The sequence below is a fragment of the Burkholderia sp. MSHR3999 genome (genome assembly GCF_000833595.1).
In the GTDB taxonomy this organism is placed as follows: Bacteria; Pseudomonadota; Gammaproteobacteria; order Burkholderiales; family Burkholderiaceae; genus Burkholderia; species Burkholderia ubonensis.
The window spans coordinates 848,814-867,665 of the sequence record NZ_JRFO01000007.1 but is presented as its reverse complement, the minus strand read 5'-3'; the positions used below and the strand labels follow the sequence as shown (position 1 = coordinate 867,665).

Genomic DNA, 18,852 nt, shown 5'->3' with positions numbered 1-18,852 from the left:
GAATCGGCGCCCTGCGCCCCCTTCTGCACGAACCTGACGCCGAACGCCCATCGCGCGATCCGAGTGTAAGCAGGCTCGAACGGGATGTCTTGGAGGAAAATGCGCAACCCGCGCGTGGGCCGCACGATCGCGCAACCGCACAACCGCGCCGGGACGGTCGCGAATCGCACGAATCGTGCGCCTGCGCGCCCGACGGCCAGCGCACTTTCGTTCAAATGGACTTGGGCCGGTCACGCGTCCCGTATAAACTGGCGGTCGGTTTCTTCGCGCGTCGTGCGCCCTTCAAGGATCCTGCGTCATGTCTCGTGCCCTCATCGCGCCCCCTGCGCCGCCGTCGAAGGACACGCTCGGCTGCGTGTCGGGCCTGCTGTCCAAGGATGTCGAACGCGCCGCGGACGGCATCACGTTTCATCGCAAGTGCATGCCGGGCGAGCAATTCGAGCGCATCGTGATGCCGGCCTGCGACCGCGGCTTCCTGATCGGCATTTCACTGCAGGACGGGCATCGTCGCGCGTTGTATCGCGGTGCGCGGCGAGTCGAGCGGGCGTTCAAGCACCACTCGATCTACATTCGGGATTTCTCTGAACATTTCCGGGCGGATCTGTACGGCAATTTCGACTTCGTGCTCGTGGAAGTGTCGCGGGCCTGTCTCGACCGGCTCGGCGAGGAACACGGCGACGCGCTGATCGCCGGCCTGACCTGCGCGGCCGATCAGTGCGACCCGGTGCTCGGCCATCTCGCGCACGCGGTCGCCGACAGCCTCGACACGCCGGGCGCGCTGAGCACGCTGTTCGTCGAGCAGATCGGGCTCGCGATCGGCACCCACCTCGCGCGGCGCTACGGCAATGCGGCCAAGGGCGACCTCCACCGCAAGGGCACGCTGTCGCCCGCGACGGCGGCGCGCGCGAAGGAGCTGCTGATGGAAAAGGCGAACCTGGGCGTATCGCTCGCGGAAGTCGCGAAAGAATGCGACCTGTCGCGCGGCTATTTCATCCGCGCGTTCTCGCGGACCACCGGCCGCACGCCGCACCAGTGGCTGCTCGAGCAGCGCGTGACGCAGGCGCAGCGGCTGATCGAGACGAGCGGCATGACGCTCGCGGAAATCGCCGCGGCCTGCGGATTCGCGGACCAGAGCCACCTGAGCCGCGTGTTCGCGAAGGTCGTCGGCCACGCGCCCGGCGCGTGGCGGCGCGGCGCCGGCCGCTGAGCGCGCGCATCGCGGGCTTTCACGACATTCAGAACGATTCATGTGACCGCGTCCGCCGGTTCGCCTATCCTCGACGAGCGAGCGCGTGCCCGCCCGGGCACCCTCACCCACCTCGCGCGGCACTTCGTTCCGCGCACATGAACCGCTGACGTCCAGGATTGAACATGACCGACAACAAACTGCCCGTGCTGCTCAGCTTCAACGGCGGCTTCGTCGACACGGCCGGCTTTCTCGCGCTGCAAGGCCTCTTTACCGCGCACGTGACCGGCAACTTCGTCACGCTCGGCGCCACGCTCGTGTCCGGCACATCCGGCGCGATCGCGAAGCTCGCGGCACTGCCCGTGTTCTGCATCGCGATCGTGCTGGCGACCGTCTGCGCGAACCGGCTGAACGCGCGCGGCGCCAACGCGCTGCGCGTGATGCTGTTCGCGCAGGCCGCGCTGCTGACGAGCGGCGCAGCGCTCGCGGTGGGCATCGGCCCGTTTCCCGACAGCGATGCGCTGCCCGCGCTCGCGACCGGCATGACGCTCGTCGTCGCGATGGCCGTGCAGAACGCGCTGCACCGCCTGCACCTGTCCGACGCGCCGCCGACCACGCTGATGACGGGCACCGTCACGCAGATCATGATCTCGCTCGGCGAGCGCATCGGCTCGCGTGCGCCGGGCAAGCCGGGCGACGATGCGCGGCTGCGCAGGATGACGATCAGCGTCGCCGCGTTCGCCGCCGGCTGCGGTGCGGCGGCGGGCCTCTATCTGGCCGCCGGCCTGTGGTGCCTGTTCCTGCCGCCGCTGCTCGTGATGATCGGGTGGGCCGGTGCGCGACGCGCCGCACCCGAGGCGGCCGCGCGCTGATCCTGCCCCGCCCGCGGGCGGCTCGCCGGCCGCGCGCGCATCGATGAAAAAAAAGCTGCCGCGTCACCGACGCGGCAGCTTCGTTACTCTGCATCGCTTTTGCACGTCGGGCCGGCATGCCGGCCCGACGCACGGGCATCACTTCACGCTCGCGGGAACCGCCGCGAGAATCTCGTGGGCGTTCGCCGTGCGCTGCTTCGCCTTGTGCACCATCGTGTACGCGTAGTCGACGCCGATGCCGTACGCGCCCGAATGCTCCTTCGCGATCGCCATCACCGCGTCATACGTGCCGCGGTGCGCCCAGTCGCGCTGCCACTCGAGCATCACCTGCTGCCAGGTCACCGGCACGACGCCGGCCTGGATCATGCGCTGCATCGCGTAGTCGTGCGCTTCCTTCGACGTGCCGCCCGACGCGTCGGCCACCATGTAGATTTCGTAGCCGCCTTCCAGCATCGCGCACAGCGCGAACGTGTTGTTGCACACCTCGGTCCACAGGCCCGACACGACCACCTTCTTGCGGCCGTTCTTCGCGAGCGCGTCGCGCACCTTCTGGTCGTCCCACGAGTTCATCGAGGTCCGCTCGAGCAGCGGATGATCCGGGAACACGTCGAGCAGCTCCGGATACGTGTAGCCCGAGAAGCTCTCCGTCTCGACGGTGGTGATGATCGTCGGGATGTCGAAGGTCTTCGCGGCCTTCGCCAGCGCGACCACGTTGTTCTTCAGCACTTGCCGATCGATCGATTGAACGCCGAACGCCATCTGCGGCTGCTGATCGATGAAGATCATCTGGCTGTTGTCCGGGGTGAGAACTTCGAGTTTCGGGTTGCTCATGGTTGCTTCATCCTCTCAATCATCAAAACGTCACGGGTATGCAGGCTTGCGCCGCATCGACGATGCCGATCCTTTCGGCGTCTTTTCCATGCTAGCAACGTCCCGCTTAAATATCCTTAAACCTCCTTAATTCAAGCTCGATGCGCGGCGCAACGGCGTCTTGCCTGCCTACAATGCGTTCGTCGCGGCGCTTGCCGCACGCAATCGTCAGGCACGCGAATCATTCGGCCGCGCGCCGCACGTGCGCCATTCCATCGACCTACCGCCAAAGGACCCGCTGATGAAAATCTATGTCCTGTCGTTGCTCGCCGGCGTGCTCGTCGGCGTGATCTACAGCCTGCTGCACGTGCGCTCACCCGCGCCGCCGCTCGTCGCACTGGTCGGCCTGCTCGGCATCCTCGCCGGCGAGCAGATCGTGCCGGTCGCGAAGCAGATGCTGTCGGGCACCGCGTTCCACACGGCGTGGCGCGATTCGAAATGCAATCAGCACATGTTCGGCGCATTGCCGGGCCGCAACGCGAACCAAGCCACCCAGGTTGCCAGCCATTCCACGGAGAACCGTTCATGAACACGTCAAGCGCGAAATCGCCCGATCTCATCCTCCGCAACGGGCGCTTCACGACCTTGAACCCGTCGCGCCCGACCGCGAGCGCGGTCGCGATCACCGACGGCGTCTTCTCGGCCGTCGGCGACGACCACGAAGTGATGGCGCTCGCGGCGGGCCGCACGGAAGTCGTCGACCTCGGCGGCCGCGCGGCGCTGCCCGGCCTCATCGACAATCACCTGCACATCATTCGCGGCGGGCTCAACTTCAACATGGAGCTGCGCTGGGACGGCGTGCGCTCGCTCGCGACCGCGATGGAGATGCTCAAGCAGCAGGTGGCGATCACGCCGCCGCCGCAATGGGTGCGCGTCGTCGGCGGCTTCACCGAGCACCAGTTCGCCGAGAAGCGGCTTCCGACCCTCGACGAACTGAATGCGGTCGCGCCCGATACGCCGGTCTTCATCCTGCACCTGTACGACCGCGCGATGCTCAATGCCGCCGCGCTGCGCGTCGTCGGCTACACGAAGGACACGCCCGAGCCCCCGGGCGGCCAGATCATGCGGGACGGCAACGGCAATCCGACCGGCCTGCTGCTCGCGAAGCCGAACGCCGCGATCCTGTACGCGACCCTCGCGAAAGGCCCGAAGCTGCCGCTCGAGTACCAGGTCAACTCGACGCGCCACTTCATGCGCGAGCTGAACCGCCTCGGCGTGACCGGCGCGATCGACGCGGGCGGCGGCTTCCAGAATTATCCGGAGGACTACGAAGTCATCCAGCAGCTCGCCGACGCGAAGCAGCTGACGATCCGCCTCGCGTACAACCTGTTCACGCAGAAGCCCAAGCAGGAGAAGGACGATTTCCTGAACTGGACGAAGACGTCGCGCTACAAGCAGGGCGACGACTACTTCCGCCACAACGGCGCGGGCGAGATGCTCGCGTTCTCCGCCGCCGACTTCGAGGACTTCCGCCAGCCGCGCCCGGACATGGCGCCGGAGATGGAGTCCGACCTCGAGGACGTGGTGCGGATTCTCGCGCAGAACCGCTGGCCGTGGCGCATGCACGCGACCTACGACGAGACGATCAGCCGCGCGCTCGACGTGTTCGAGAAGGTGAACCGCGACACGCCGCTCGCGGGGCTCAACTGGTTCTTCGATCACGCGGAGACGATTTCGGAGCGCTCGATGGATCGCATCGCGGCGCTCGGCGGCGGCGTCGCGGTGCAGCACCGGATGGCGTACCAGGGCGAGTATTTCGTCGAGCGCTACGGCGCGAAGGCCGGCGAGGCGACGCCGCCCGTCGCGCGGATGCTGTCGAAGGGGCTGAAGGTGTCCGCGGGCACCGACGCGACGCGCGTCGCGAGCTACAACCCGTGGGTGTCGCTGTCGTGGCTCGTCACCGGGCGCACCGTCGGCGGCCTGCGCCTGTATCCGCAGGCGAACTGCCTCGACCGCGAAACGGCGCTGCGGATGTGGACCGAGAACGTCACGTGGTTCTCGAACGAGGAAGGCCGGAAAGGCCGCATCGAAGTCGGCCAGCTCGCCGACCTGATCGTGCCGGACCGCGACTTCTTCGCGTGCGCCGAGGCCGACATCGCCGACACGACGTCGCTGCTGACCGTGGTCGGCGGCAAGGTCGTCTACGCGGCGGGCCCGTTCGCCGATCGCGATGCGCCGCTGCCGCCCGCGATGCCCGACTGGTCGCCCGTGCGCGCGTTCGGCGGCTATGCGGGCTGGGGCGCGGCAGGCGCGGAGGGCCGGCCGCTGCAGCAGGCCGCCGCGCAACTGTGCGGCTGCGCGAGCGCGTGCGGCGTGCACGGCCACGCGCATGCGCGCGCGTGGTCGAGCGACGTACCGGCCTCCGACCTGAAATCGTTCTGGGGCGCACTCGGCTGCGCGTGCTGGGCCGTTTGATGAACGGCGCCATCCGCCGGATCGACGCGTACGCGGCCGCGCTGCTGCGGCCGCTCGCGCGCAGCCGGGTCGTGCGCTGGCTGGCCCTGATCGGCCTGTGCGCCGCATATCTGCAAGGCGGCCTGCACAAGGCCGGCGACTTCGGCGCGGCCGTCGCCGAGATGCGGCACTTCGGCGTCGAGCCGGCCGCGCCGGTCGCCGCGCTCGTGATCGCCGTCGAGCTGGTCGCGCCGCTGCTGATCCTCACCGGCGTGCTGCGCTGGCTCGGCGCCGGCGTGCTCGCGGGCTTCACGCTGTTCGCCGCGTACGTCGCGAACGCGTTCTGGCACGCGCCGCCCGACGCGCGCTTCGGGGCCACGGCCGCGTTCCTCGAACACGTCGGCCTCGCGTGCGCGTTCGTGCTGCTCGCGCTTCACGATCTGCACGCGCGCGACGCGGACGATCACGCCGCCGGCCCCCAATAGCGGGCTCACCCCGTATCTCCAACCATCACGTCAAACCAAGCAAAGAAACCCGTCATGAAACTCAACGCGCTTCTCCTGTCCGCGGCACTCGGCCTGGCCGTTTCGATCGGCGCGACCGGCACGTCGTACGCCGCCCAGCCGCCCGTCGCAGCGCAAACCGTCGCGGTCGCGCCGCAGTACGACACGACCCACGTGTACGTCGCCCCCGAAGACGTCGACCGCTTCGTCGCGAGTTTCCTCGCGACCTTCGGCGGCAAGAGCACGCCGCAGGTCGTCGCGACCGTCACGCCGACGCCGAGCTCGACCACGTCGCAACTGCTGCAGACGCCGGTCGGCACGGTCTCGCTGTTCGGCTTCAAGACGCCCGTGCCCTACCCGTTCGGCGCGGAGCGCACCGGCTACCTCGTGAGCGACATCGACCGCGCGGTCCGCGATGCGCGCGCGGCCGGCGCGAGCGTGCTGGTCGAGACGTTCCCGGACCCGATCGGCCGCGACGCGGTGATCCAGTGGCCGGGCGGCGTCAACATGCAGCTCTACGTCCATACGACGAAGCCGGACTACGCGCCGTTCGAGCGCGTGCCGGAGAACCGCGTCTACGTGCCGCGCGACGTCGCGAACGCGCTGATCCGCGGGTTCGTGCGCTTCTCGCACGGCAAGGTGGTGTCCGACGTCGCGCGGGCGCCCGGCGTCGAGATCGGCCGGCCCGACGACCACTATCGCCGGGTCCGGATCGAATCGCCGTTCGGCAAAATGGTCGTCCTCGTGACGGACGGCCAGCTGCCCTATCCGTACGGCCGCGACACCACCGGCTACGAAGTCGCCAGCCTCGCGCAAACGCTCGACAAGGCCAAGGCCGCGGGCGTGACCGTGCTCGTGCCGCCGTATTCGGCCGACGGGCGCGACGCCGCGATCGTGCAGTTTCCCGGCGGCTACGTCGCCGAGATTCATCAGGTGACGCAGCCGTGATGCGCGCAGCCGACGCCGTGTTTCGACCGCCTCGCGCATCGGCCGGCGTCTGCGCGGCGCTGCTCGGCGCGCCCCTGCTCGCGGCGCTGGCGCTTTCGCCGACGCCGGCCGCCGCGCAGGAAACCGACGCGCCGATCGTGCCGGACGCGCTGCCGACGCAGCGCCCCGCGATCATGACGAACCGCTGGCAGGAACGCTGGTATGCGCTCGCGAATCCGGCGTTGCGCACCGAGCCGCTCGACAGCCTCAAGTACATCCCGTTGTCGTCGACCGATCCGTACAGCTACGTGTCGCTGGGCGCGAGCCTGCGCGAGCGTTTCGAATCGGCCGACGCGGGCAATTTCGGCGTCGGGCATACGGCGGGCGATTCGTACCTGATCCAGCGTTTTCACTTCAACGTCGACGTGCACCTCAACCGGTACGTCGAGCTGTACACCGAATTCGAGGACGCGCGCGCGTTCGGCAAGAACACCGTGACGCCCACCGACAAGAACCCGCTCGACCTGCGGCTCGCGTTCGTGTCGTTCGTGCAGCCGTTCGATGCCGGCACGCTCAAGTTCCGCGTCGGGCGGCAGGATTTCCTGTTCGACCTGCAGCGCTTCGTGTCGTCGCGCGACGGCCCGAACGTGCGTCAGTCGTTCGACGCGGTCTGGGCGAACTGGGTCAGCGGCCCGTGGCGCGTGATCGGCTTCGTCAGCCAGCCGGTCCAGTATCGCGACGACAAGCCGTTCGACGACACGTCGAACCCGCACATGCGCTTCCATACGATCCGGATCGAGCGCCAGGTGCTCGGCAAGAACGAGCTGTCCGCGTACTACTCGCTGTACGAGCGCGACAACGCGCGCTACATCGGCGCGCGCGGCAACGAGCGCCGCAACGTGTTCGACGCGCGCTTCGCGGGCGCGGCCAACGGCATCGACTGGGATCTCGAAGCGATGGGGCAGACCGGCCGCGTCGGCCCCGCGGACGTGCGCGCGTGGGCGGCGGGCTCGCGCTTCGGCTACACGTTCGCGAAGGCTGCGTGGACGCCTCGCATCGGGCTGCAGATCGACGCGGCGTCCGGCGACCGGCACCCGGGCGACGGCACGCTCGGCACGTTCAATCCGCTGTTTCCGAACGGCTACTATTTCACGCTCGCCGGCTTCACCGGCTACTCGAACCTGATTCACGTGAAGCCGTCGATCACGGTCAAGCCGATGCCGAAGCTCACGCTGCTCGGCGCGCTGGCGCTCCAGTGGCGCGCGACGACGGACGACGCGGTCTACACGCAGCCGGCCAACCCGGTCGCGGGCACGGCCGGACACGGCACGCGCTGGACCGGCGCGTATGCGCAGGTGCGCGCGGACTACACGTTCAACAGCCATCTGACGGGGGCCGTCGAAGGCGTGTACTACGCGGTGGGCGACACGATCCGGGCCGCGGGCGGCCACAACAGCGAGTACCTGGGCGTCGAGCTGAAGTTCGGATGGTGAGCGCGGTGCGCCGTCCTTGCCGGATCATTCGATCGGCAAGCGGCAACCGCGCAATCTCCAGCTCGGTCCCTTGACGCACCGGTCACTCAAACAATCAGCGTCATCATCAATAAAATCAAAACAAAATCACGAAGCCTCAACAATAATCGCCATTAAAACGAGATATCCAACAAAACGACCACAATAAAATGCAATCGACCACAACAAATCAATCACACATTTAAATCCCTCCAAACCTCAAAATCTGCCATAGAATCCATTCAACGCAACTCAAGCAACATAAAGCGGGAATTCAAATTAAAAATTTACTCCAATAATTCACCCGCAACGTTTCGAGCGCACGACAACACATCACAAAAATTCCGTCACTCGAAAACCAATAACACCGACAGTAAATTCCATCTTTTTGCGACACGCGTTCGTCGCATCACGAAACGGGGTGCATTCCAGATTCCCGCGGGACGACACCTCGACGGCGTCAAGCATCAGCCTTGCTCCCCCATTGAGCACCGCCTTTAAATTTCGACCAATGGTCGGCCTCACGCAAAGCGCCGGATTGCAAAATCGCAGGAGATCGACATGAACAGGACCGGGCATCAACTCATTTTGATAGCATCAATTTCATTAATTTCGACGAGCCCTCATGCGCAGCAAATAAAAGTCCAAGGAAATATCACGCAGATCACCATGCCGGAACAGAAACTGCAGAGGGCCACACTCGATTTCAAGAATGCGCTGCCGATGCCGCTGCCGCGGCCGAGAGTCGCGCCCGCCTCATTGACCGATTCGATGCTGTACGGGCCACCGCGCTTTCCCGGGAGTCCGGGCGCTGAACGCGGCGGCACGGGAGACGGCAAGCTGCGGCCCGTGCAGCTCGCCCCTGCCAGCGATTCGAGTCAACCTGGCGTGGAGCCGCAGGAATTCGGCACGTCGAATCACCCGTTCACGACGAACCGGGTCAACGCCAACGGAGACAATACCCAGTATTACTACCCGTTCCGGGCCGCCGGGAAACTGTTCTTCAATATCGGCTCGGCAACCTACGTGTGCTCGGCCTCGCTGATCAAGCCGGGAATCGTCGTCACGGCCGCGCATTGCGTCGCGAATTTCGGTCAGCAGCAGTTCTACTCGAACTGGGTGTTCACGCCTGCATATAGCAATGGAACGGCGCCCTATGGCGTCTGGAGCGTGGCGTCCGCGACCGTCTTGACGTCGTACTACAACGGCACCGACCCATGTGCCCAGCCGGGCGTCATTTGCCAGGACGACGTGGCCGTGCTGGTCCTGGTCCCGCAAGCAGGCTCGTATGCGGGAAACAGTGCCGGCTGGTTCGGCTACGGCTGGAACGGCTACGGCTTTACTCCGTCCGGAACGACGCTGATCAACCAGCTCGGCTACCCGGTTGCGCTCGATGGCGGCGGCCTCATGCAGCGCAACGACTCCCAGGGATTCGTCGCCTCCGGCTCGTCGAACAATACGATCATCGGTTCGTTGATGACCGGCGGTTCGAGCGGCGGGCCGTGGCACGTCAATCTTGGCATGGCACCGGTGCTCAACGGCACGAGCTTCGGCAGTGCGCCCGCTCGCAACACCGTGGTCGGCGTGACGAGTTGGGGATATACCGATCCGTCGATCAAGCAACAAGGCGCGTCGCCGTTTACGAGCAGCAACATCGTGCCCCTCGTGAATAACGTGTGCACCAGCTCGCCGGCGGCCTGTTGAATGCCGTCATCAACCGAGCGACACGGCGGGCAGGCCCGCGCCCGTCCTGCGCGAGCCGCGGACTCGCCTGCCGCTCGGCAATTCCTCGACTGACCGATCGAGGAAGCCGAGCAGACGGGACGCGATATCGCAGCGTCGCTCGGCTAGCCTGACCGGCGAATCCGCGCGGACGCCGCCTCCAGATCGCGCCAGGGCGGCTGCCCCGGCGCGTAGCGCGCGCGAATGTATGCGGCCAGCTCGGCCATTTGCCGATCATCGAACGCGTCGCCGAAACCCGGCATGTAGCCGAGCCCGGCGGTCGCCGGATGATCGATGCCGTTGTGCAGCACGCGCAACAGGTTGTCCGGCGCGTCCTGGCTCACGCTCGTATTCAGCCCCATCAACGGGCGCACGCCGAAATGGCCGACGCCGCCCGACTCCTCATGGCATACCGCGCACGCGGCGCCGAACGCGCGGCGACCGTTCTCGAAGCCCAGTGTCGCTGCCGCCGCCGCGCCGCGCGCCTGACGCGCAGCCGCGGCGGCGGCGGTCATCGCGTCGACGTGCGGCGACAGCGACGCGACGTAGTGCGCGATCGCGCGCACGTCCGACTCGGGGAGCGCCGCCAGTCCGGCGACGACCGGCGCCATCGGCCCCGCGGCAACGCCGTGCTGCGCCGAAAACCCGGTGCGCAGATAGTCGTACAGCGCATCCTCGGTCCACGGCACCGGCGACGCTTTCGACGCGACCAACGACGGCGCCGTCCACCCTTCCGCGACGCCGCCCGACAGATACGCGAGCCCGCCCTTCTCCGCGCCGAGCGCGTTGCGCGGCGTGTGGCACGCACCGCAATGACCGGCGCCGTCGACGAGGTACTTGCCGCGATTCCACATCGCCGAGCGATCCGGCGCCGGCGCGAACGGCCGCGCGTCGTGGAACAGCCAGTTCCAGCCCGCGACGAGCCGGCGCTGGTCGAGCGGGAACGGCAGCGTCGTCTTTGGCGGCGTGTGCTTCACGGCGGGCTGCGACATCAGGTACGCATACAACGCCAGCAGGTCCGCTTCGCTCATGCGCGCAAACGCCGTATACGGGAACGCCGGATACAGATGCGTGCCGTCGCGCGCGATGCCTTCGCGCATCGCACGCGCGAAGGCCGAATACGTCCATGCACCGATGCCGGTTTCCGGATCGGGCGTGATGTTGGTCGTGTTGATCGTGCCGAACGGCGTATCGAGCGCGAGGCCGCCCGCGTTGACCCGGCCACCCGGCGCGGTGTGGCATACCGCGCAATCGCCGGCGAGCGCGATCTGTCGGCCGCGCTCGAGCGTCGCCGCGCTCCACATCGCGCCGTCCGCCCCGCCCACCCCGCCCGCCGCAACCGGCGCGATCGGCGCGGGGCCGGGCAGCAGCGCGCACGCCAGGCCGATCAGCCCGCCGACCACGCCGCCGCCCCCGAGCCAACGAAGCCAGCGCGGCATTGCGGAACGCATCGCGGACTTCGACGACGCGCGCTCGTGCGTGTCGACCGGTATGGCACGCATCAACGCAGCGCGAATGCTTTCGGCATCGAACGGCGGCGCACGAAACCGGACGCCGGTCGCGTCGTACAGCGCATTCGCGATCGCTGCCGCCGCAGGCGCGGCGGCCTCGTCGGCGGAGAGGTAGTGCACCTCCGCCGCCAGCCCGCGGCCGGCTTGAAAACGCCGGGCGGCGCAAATGCGTGCTGCGCAGCGCCAGACGCGCGGCGCAGCTAAAACCGGTGGACGATCCCGGCGCCGAACGCGAACTGGGTCCCGGTCGACGACGGCGCAGAGTTGAACCCGTCACCCAGCGTCGCGGTCGCGTCGACGATGCTGCCGGCGCCGCTCGTGCCGAGCGTCTTTCCCTTCGCGTGCTGATATGCTTCAAGCAGGTACAGCCCCGTGCGCTTCGACAGCGAGTAATACTGCGACAGGTTGAACTGGTGATACTGCGCGCTGTCCGTGATGCCGTTCGCGTCGGTCGCTCGCGTGTACGCATAACCTGCGCCGAAATCCCATACGGACGACGGCTTCCAGTGCAGCACCGCACCAGCCGTGTTGAAGATCGCGGTGTTGACGAACTTCGACGCCGCGCCCGGGATGTACTCGGTGTTGGTGTACGTGGCCGTCACATCCCACGCGCCGCTGAACCGGTAGCTCAGGCCCACCGCGAACCGCTGCTGCGCCTTCGCGGTCTGGTAGCCGTTCGTGAGCGCCGACACGCCTACCTGCGCGCCGCCGTTGGACGTCGTCGAATTCGCGCCCCACGTGCCGCCGGCCATATTCGAATTGTTCACGCGTTCGAACGCGACGCCGACACCGAGCGGGCCGGCCGCGTACTGAATGCCGGTCGCCCATGTCGAGCCCGCATTGGTGCTGCCGGCCACGCCGCCGAATGAATACGAGCCACTCAGCGTCAACCCGTACCATTTCGGTGACGTGTACTCGAGCGTGTTGTTCGCGCGGTAGATCGTGTCGAGCCCGTCGACGTCGCCCGGGTGCGCGCCGTAGTAGCCGGTGATCCACGTCGTCGGGCTGAATGCGGACATCGTCTGATAGTACGACGCGTACTGCCGCCCCGCGCTCAGCGTGCCATAGATCGCATTGGTCACCCCGACCCACGCCTGCCGCCCGAACATCGCATCGGTGTACTGCGTCGCGCCGGTGCCCGAATTGAAACCCGATTCGAGCGTGAAGATCGCCTTCGTGCCGCCGCCGAGATCCTCGGCACCCTTCAAGCCAAAACGGCTGCCAGCCCACACGCCCTGGTTCATCCTGACCACCGACTTTCCGCCGCTCGTCGAGCCGAGCGTCGTCGCGTTGCTCTGGTAGCCGATCCCGTTGTCGACGATCCCGTACAGTGTGACGCTGCTCTGCGCGAACGCCGGTGCGGCCGCCGCCATCGCGATGGCGGTCAGCGCGACCCGTGATGCCTGCTTCTTCATCGATCCGTCTCCTTCCTTGCCTTGTTGAATGCGTGAGTTGTTGTAATCGGCACTTGCCGCCGCAGGGTCACGGACGATACGCATGCCAGCCGTTGCCGCCCTTGCAGACGAGTTGCGAGCCCTGGACCTGGCATTGCGCCTCGTAACCCGGCGAGTACAGCCATTCGCCGGCCCAGTGCAGGTCGACGAACGGGTCGGCCTTCGGCGTATCGGCGACGAAGTTCGCCGCGTCGTCGGTGCTGCCGGTGCCCGTGTAGCGCGCGGTGGCCGGATACGGGAACACCGGACGCATGCGCGTCGTGTTGCCGTTCGCGTCGACGATCGATGCGACGATCCGGCCCGGCGTCGCGCCCGTCTCGGTCCACGCCATCAGCGGCGACAGGATGTCGAACACGTTCGGCCCCTGCCCGCCGCCGCAGTGCGCGACGCCCGGGAACAGGTAGAAGCGCGCGAAGCGGTCGACTCTCGCGTCGCCCATGTAGCGCTTCATCGCTTCGTAGTATTCGATGCTCGAACGCGGCGAGATGTGCTGGTCTTCCAGGCCGTGCCACAGCAGCAGCTTGCCGCCGCGCCCGGCGAACCGGCTCAGGTCGGGATCAGTCGCGGCCAGGTAGTTCGACACCGGCACCGTCTTCGCGAACCCGTCGAGCGTGAACTTCAGGTCGCCGACGGTCGCGGACGGATACGATGCGTTGTAGTAGTCGAGATAGCGCAGGAAGGGCAGCACGAACCCGATCGTGCCACTCTGTGCGGTGGCAGTCGCCGGCACGAACAGCGTCCAATTCAGCTCGGAACCCCATTCGCGCGAGACGAGCGGCTCGAGCCGCGTGCCATCCGCGGTCGTCGCGCCGTCGCGAATCCGGCGGACGACGTCCGCTTCCTGCGGCGTCAGACAGGTCGCGGTGGACTGGCCTTGCGCGCAGACGATCGTCGAGGGATCGAAGCGACACGCGCGAGGGTTGTCGATCACGCCGTCGACCACGCCGTCCAGCCCGTCGCACGCCTTCAGCACGGCCGCGTGCAGCATCGGCAGCTTGCCGGCGAGCAGGATCGCGTTGCCCGTCTTCGGGTCGGTGTTGACCGCGTTCGGCCACGCATGGTGGAACGTGTTCTGCACGATCAGGTCGTTCGCCGGCGCACCGGCGGCGATGCCGTCGAAGTCGTCGGGGAAGCGCTGCGCCTCCATCAGCGCTTCGCGGCCGCCGTCCGAGCAGCCGTCGAAGTACGCGTAGCGCGCGGGCCGTGCATAGAACTTGCCGATGATCGCCTTCGCGACCTGAGCCGTTGCATGTTCGGCGCGGTATGCGAAGTCGAGCTTCGCCTTCGGATCCAGCGCCCACGAACCGTCGTTGCCACCTTCGTGGCCCATGTCGGTCGCAGCCATCGCGATCGTGCCGTTCGTCACGGGCACGCACGTCGATGCCATCGGCGCGTTGACGGACAGGTTGCCGCACAGGCCGCCGCACCCCGTCTGCAGGTAACGCTGCGTCCAGCCCTGCGTCGGCAACTGCAGTTCGAACAGCGATGCTCCCGGACCGATCGTGCCCTTCACGTCGCACACCGGCGCCGGCAACGTGTTGTTGCCGACGACCGTGCCGGCCGGCAGCAGCACCGCCGACGTGATCGTGACGGTGCCGTCGGTCACGCCGCTCAGCTCGAGCGCCGCGACCGACGGGCACGACATCGCGGGCATCACCGCGGGGAGACTCGCGAGTCCGGCGTTGCCCGCCGCATTCGCCGCATTCGGCCAGCCCGTCAGCGCCGCGCACAGCCACACGATGCCGATCGCCAGCGCCCTGGTCAACGCATCGCACCTTACGCGTGCCGCGCGACGCCATGCGCGCGCCATCCACCCTGCCCTGCAGTTCGTCTGCATGCCTGTCTCCTGTTTTTCTACTGGATATGCCGCTCATCCGGACCGAACGACGCGGCGACGTTGTATTGATTCTTTGATAGATTGTGTGAGCCGGATCGCCAATCACCGCTTCATCAGCATAACTAAGCTCTATGCGAGAACCCGTTGCGAAGAACGTCGAATCCCATCTGATTCGTTTATCGATCCGTCCGCATCGGTCTTATGCAGACTCCATCCCGTGCTCGCGCTTGATGTGCGCGGCTTCCTGCGACGCCAAATACGCGAGGAACCGCCCCGCGGCCACGCGATCGTGCGCGACGGCCAAGACCGCGGCCGCGAACACCGTCACCGCCTGCACCGCATCGGGCAGCGCGCCGACGATTGCGACGCCCGGCACGTGCATCAGCTCGCTCATCTGCTGAAAGCCGAGCTCGACGTCGCCGGATGCGATCAACGCGCCGACCGGTACGCCCGGCGGGGCCTGCACGATACGCGGTGCGATCGCGTCGACGATGCCCCAGCGGGCGAACAGGCGCATCAGGTGCGTGCCGCTCGGCCCGGTCGAATAGCCGATCCGGGCGGCGCCCAGGATCGCATCGCGCAACGCGGCTTCGGTACCGATGTCCGGCCGCGACGCGCCGCTCGCGACCGCGACCGCGATGCCCGAGCGCGCGAAGTCCACGCGGCTGCCGCGCTCGACGTGACCGTCAGTCGCAAGCTGCTCGATCGCATCGGACGCGAGCACGACGACATCGAACGGCTCGCCGCCGCGCACGCGCCGCACGGCGTCGACGCCGCCGACCGACGTGATCGCGACGCGCGTGCCCGTGTCGCGCTCGTAAGCGGCGGCGAGCCGGGCGAGCACCGGCCGCGTCGCCATCGACGAAATGCCCGCGACGGCCACCGCCGCTTCCGACGCCTGCATCATCGCGTCCCCCTGTATCAGTCGATGTAGCGCAGGCCGGCCTGACGCAGCGGCTCGCGCATGTCGTACATGTCGAGGCCGAGCACGCCGGACGCGAGCTTCGCGCGCTTCGCCGCTTCGTTCGCTTCGCGGGCCGCCGCCTTCTCGAGCAACTGCTCCGCGCGCGCGGCCGGCACCACGGCCACGCCATCGTCGTCTGCGACGATCACGTCGCCGGGGTGGACGAGCGCGCCCGCACATACGACCGGCACGTTCACCGAACCGAGCGTCGCCTTGATCGTGCCTTTCGCTGAAATCGCCTTGCTCCAGACCGGGAACTGCATCGCCTCGAGCACAGCGACGTCGCGCACGCCGGCATCGATGATCAGCGCGTGCGCGCCGCGTGCTTTGAAGCTCGTGGCGAGCAGGTCGCCGAAATAGCCGTCCGTGCAATCCGCGGTGATTGCCGCGACGACCACGTCGCCCGGCCGGATCTGTTCGGCCGCCACATGCATCATCCAGTTGTCACCCGGATGCAGCAGCACTGTGACCGCCGTGCCGGACGCCTGCGCGCGCGGATAGATCGGCCGCATGTAGGGCTTCAACAGCCCCGTGCGGCCCATCGCCTCGTGCACCGTCGCCGAGCCGAGCGCGCCGAGCCGCGCCGCCACGTCCTGGTCCGCACGCTGGATCGTGCGGTACACCACGCCGAGTTCAGTCATGATCAAAGCCCCTTCGCCTTCAGTTGCGCATCGAGACGCGGATACACGCGCCGCGCATTGCCTTCGTAGATCTTGTGACGCGCTTGCGCATCGAGCGACGACGCGTCGATGTAGCGCTTCGTGTCGTCGTAGTAGTGACCGGTTTCCGGGTCGATGCCGCGCACCGCGCCGATCATCTCGCTCGCGAACAGGATGTTGTCGACCGGAATCACGCCGGTCAGCAGATCGATGCCGGGCTGGTGATACACGCACGTATCGAAGAACACGTTGTTCAGCAGATGGTCCTTCAACAGCGGCTTCTTCAGCTCCTGCGCGAGCCCGCGGAACCGGCCCCAGTGATACGGCACGGCGCCGCCGCCGTGCGGGATCACGAAGCGCAGCGTCGGGAAATCGCGGAACAGGTCGGATGTCAGGCACTGCATGAACGCCGTGGTGTCGGCGTTCAGGTAGTGCGCGCCGGTCGTGTGGAAGCATGCGTTGCAGCTCGTGCTCACGTGGATCATCGCGGGAATGTCGTACTCGACCATCTTCTCGTAGATCGGGTACCAGTAGCGATCCGACAGGGGCGGGCTCGTCCAGTGGCCGCCGGACGGATCAGGATTCAAGTTGATCGCGACGTTGCCGTATTCCTCGACGCAGCGCACGAGCTCCGGAATGCAAGTCGCGATATCGACGCCGGGGCTTTGCGGCAGCATCGCGGCCGGCACGAAGTGATCGGGAAACAGGCGATGGACGCGATGGCACAGCTCATTGCACACGGCCGCCCAAGTGCTCGACACCGCGAAGTCGCCGATGTGATGCGCCATGAAGCTCGCGCGCGGGCTGAAGATCGTCAGGTCGAGGCCGCGCTCGCGCATCAGCCGCAGCTGGTTGTGCTCGATCGATTCGCGCAGCTCGTCGTCGCTGATGTTCAGCTCGGCCACCTTCGGTTGCTCCGACGGACTGCCGAGCGCCGCGATCTGGCGAGTGCGCCACGCTTCCAGCGCTTTCGGCGCGGTTGTGTAGTGGCCGTGAATATCGATGATCATTGATGCTCCTGCGTTTGATGAGGTGTCCGGCACCCTGCCGACGACCGCGCCGGACGGCGGCGTGCGACGTGCGTCAGTGCGCCGGGTTTTCGAGTTTCTGCGGTTCGGGCACGGCCGCACGCTGCGTCGTCATGATCGCGATGGCCGCCAGCGTCGCCGGCACCGCGAGCATCGACAGGATCGCGTCGAACTTCCAGCCGAAGCCGAGCAGCGCGCCACCGATCGCCGAGCCGAAGATGCTGCCGAAGCGGCCCATTCCGAGCATCCAGCTCACGCCGGTTGCGCGTGCAACGGTCGGATAGCGACCGGGCGCATACGCGTTCAGCCCGGTCTGCGCGCCGCTCATGCAGAAGCCGGCCGCGAACACCAGCAATGCGAGCGACGACGACAACGCCCCCGCCCACGCGAGCACGGCCACGCACAGGCCGCCGCCTAGATACGCGGCGCCGATCACCGGCGCCGGCCGCACACGATCCATCAACCAGCCCACGCCGATCGCACCGATCGTGCCGCCGATCTGGAACATCGCGGTCACGTTCGCGGCCGTGCTGACGGACAACCCAGCATCCTTGATCAGCGTCGGCAGCCAGCCGGTCAGCAGGTAGATCACGAGCAGCCCCATGAAGTACGTGATCCACAGCGACAGCGTCACGCGGCCATAGCCTTGCGAGAACAGTACGCCGATCGGCTTGCGCGTCGGCAGCGGCGGCTCGTTCGACACGAACGCCTCGTTGCCGGTGAACCGGGCGCCGCACACGCGGTTCAGCAGCGCGCCGATGCGTTGCGACGGTGCGCCGCGCACGGCCAGGAGCCGCGCCGATTCGGGCAGCAGCCACAACTGCAGCGGAATCAGCAGCAGCGGCAGCGCGCCGCCGAACAGCAGCACCGCGCGCCAGCCGTGCAGCGGAATCAGCCAGCCGGCGACGAAGCCGATCAGCGCCGAACCGAGGTTGAAGCCCGTAAACATCACGGTGATCATCAGCGCACGCATCCGCTGCGGCGCGTACTCGGACAGCAGCGTCGTCGTGTTCGGCATCGCCGCACCCAGGCCGATGCCGGTCAGCAGCCGCAGCACCGCCATCTCGAACGGCGACTGCGCATGCGCGGTCACGATCGTGAACACGCCGAACAGGAACACCGACGCAATCAGCACGCGCTTGCGCCCGAACCGGTCGGCGCTAGGGCCGGCCAGCAGCGCGCCGATCACGAGCCCGATCGGCGCCGCGCTCATCACGAGCCCGAACTCGGGACGCGAGATCGCCCAGTCGCGAATCACCGACGGTGCGACGAACCCCATGATCGCGACGTCCATTCCGTCGGCAATCACGACGAGGCAGCACAGCACGACCAGCAGCCACTGGTAACGCGACACCGGCCGCTCGTCGATGAACGACTTGATGTCGATTGTCTTTCCACTTGCCATCATGACTCT

The 18,852-nt window shown here is 67.3% G+C and carries 15 protein-coding genes and 1 pseudogene; 8 read left to right on the top strand and 8 right to left on the bottom strand.

Annotation, left to right across the window (positions count from 1 at the left end; genetic code table 11):
* The first annotated feature begins 298 nt into the window (after nucleotides 1-298).
* Together KY49_RS27425 and KY49_RS27420 are read left to right on the top strand one after the other, a co-directional pair.
* Nucleotides 299-1,207, top strand: a complete 909-nt coding sequence (locus KY49_RS27425; protein WP_042587544.1) for a helix-turn-helix domain-containing protein — start codon at nucleotides 299-301, stop codon at nucleotides 1,205-1,207.
* Nucleotides 1,208-1,371: 164 nt separating this feature from the next.
* A complete protein-coding gene (locus tag KY49_RS27420) occupies nucleotides 1,372-2,058 on the top strand; it encodes a YoaK family protein (RefSeq protein WP_042588777.1) in 687 nt (228 codons plus the stop codon).
* Between the two features lie 138 nt (nucleotides 2,059-2,196).
* On the opposite strand, the gene KY49_RS27415 is transcribed toward KY49_RS27420, so the two are convergent.
* Nucleotides 2,197-2,889, bottom strand: coding sequence for a hydrolase (locus KY49_RS27415; RefSeq protein ID WP_042587543.1), 693 nt, complete (start codon nucleotides 2,887-2,889; stop codon nucleotides 2,197-2,199).
* A gap of 280 nt (nucleotides 2,890-3,169) precedes the next feature.
* Here KY49_RS27415 and KY49_RS27410 point away from each other — a divergent pair, with 280 nt between their 5' ends.
* The 6 genes from KY49_RS27410 (at nucleotide 3,170) to KY49_RS27385 (ending at nucleotide 9,967) form a co-directional block, all read left to right on the top strand.
* Entirely contained in the window at nucleotides 3,170-3,457 is a 288-nt protein-coding gene (locus KY49_RS27410) for a XapX domain-containing protein (protein WP_042588776.1), read from the top strand.
* The gene (locus KY49_RS27405; protein WP_042587542.1) at nucleotides 3,454-5,343 is read left to right on the top strand and encodes an amidohydrolase; all 1,890 of its coding nucleotides are present in this window, start codon (nucleotides 3,454-3,456) and stop codon (nucleotides 5,341-5,343) included. The genes KY49_RS27410 and KY49_RS27405 overlap by 4 nt, the downstream gene beginning before the upstream one ends.
* Entirely contained in the window at nucleotides 5,343-5,807 is a 465-nt protein-coding gene (locus KY49_RS27400; protein WP_197083610.1) for a DoxX family protein, read from the top strand. Before KY49_RS27405 ends, KY49_RS27400 begins: the two co-directional genes overlap by 1 nt.
* 54 nt (nucleotides 5,808-5,861) lie before the next feature.
* Entirely contained in the window at nucleotides 5,862-6,773 is a 912-nt protein-coding gene (locus KY49_RS27395; protein WP_042587541.1) for a VOC family protein, read from the top strand.
* A gap of 17 nt (nucleotides 6,774-6,790) precedes the next feature.
* Nucleotides 6,791-8,245, top strand: a complete 1,455-nt coding sequence (locus KY49_RS27390; RefSeq protein ID WP_231636494.1) for an alginate export family protein — start codon at nucleotides 6,791-6,793, stop codon at nucleotides 8,243-8,245.
* Between the two features lie 579 nt (nucleotides 8,246-8,824).
* On the top strand, nucleotides 8,825-9,967 hold the full coding sequence (locus KY49_RS27385; protein ID WP_231636493.1) for a trypsin-like serine peptidase: 1,143 nt from the start codon (nucleotides 8,825-8,827) through the stop codon (nucleotides 9,965-9,967).
* A 143-nt stretch (nucleotides 9,968-10,110) separates the two neighbouring features.
* Here KY49_RS27385 and KY49_RS27380 read toward each other — a convergent pair.
* The 7 genes and pseudogenes from KY49_RS27380 to KY49_RS27350 all read right to left on the bottom strand — a co-directional run.
* Nucleotides 10,111-11,598, bottom strand: a pseudogene (locus KY49_RS27380) (cytochrome c); the annotation flags it as partial.
* A gap of 98 nt (nucleotides 11,599-11,696) precedes the next feature.
* Complete coding sequence (locus KY49_RS27375; RefSeq protein WP_042587538.1) at nucleotides 11,697-12,911, bottom strand: porin; 1,215 nt, start codon at nucleotides 12,909-12,911, stop codon at nucleotides 11,697-11,699.
* 67 nt (nucleotides 12,912-12,978) lie between these two features.
* A complete protein-coding gene (locus KY49_RS27370) occupies nucleotides 12,979-14,787 on the bottom strand; it encodes a tannase/feruloyl esterase family alpha/beta hydrolase (protein WP_042587537.1) in 1,809 nt (602 codons plus the stop codon).
* Nucleotides 14,788-14,986: 199 nt separating this feature from the next.
* A complete protein-coding gene (locus KY49_RS27365) occupies nucleotides 14,987-15,694 on the bottom strand; it encodes a substrate-binding domain-containing protein (RefSeq protein WP_042587536.1) in 708 nt (235 codons plus the stop codon).
* Nucleotides 15,695-15,708: 14 nt separating this feature from the next.
* Nucleotides 15,709-16,392 (bottom strand): 4-carboxy-4-hydroxy-2-oxoadipate aldolase/oxaloacetate decarboxylase, encoded by a 684-nt coding sequence (gene ligK, locus KY49_RS27360; RefSeq protein ID WP_042587535.1) that lies wholly within the window; start codon nucleotides 16,390-16,392, stop codon nucleotides 15,709-15,711.
* A 2-nt stretch (nucleotides 16,393-16,394) separates the two neighbouring features.
* The gene (locus KY49_RS27355) at nucleotides 16,395-17,420 is read right to left on the bottom strand and encodes an amidohydrolase family protein (RefSeq protein WP_042587534.1); all 1,026 of its coding nucleotides are present in this window, start codon (nucleotides 17,418-17,420) and stop codon (nucleotides 16,395-16,397) included.
* A gap of 73 nt (nucleotides 17,421-17,493) precedes the next feature.
* A complete protein-coding gene (locus tag KY49_RS27350; protein ID WP_042588773.1) occupies nucleotides 17,494-18,843 on the bottom strand; it encodes an MFS transporter in 1,350 nt (449 codons plus the stop codon).
* Nucleotides 18,844-18,852: the final 9 nt, after the last annotated feature.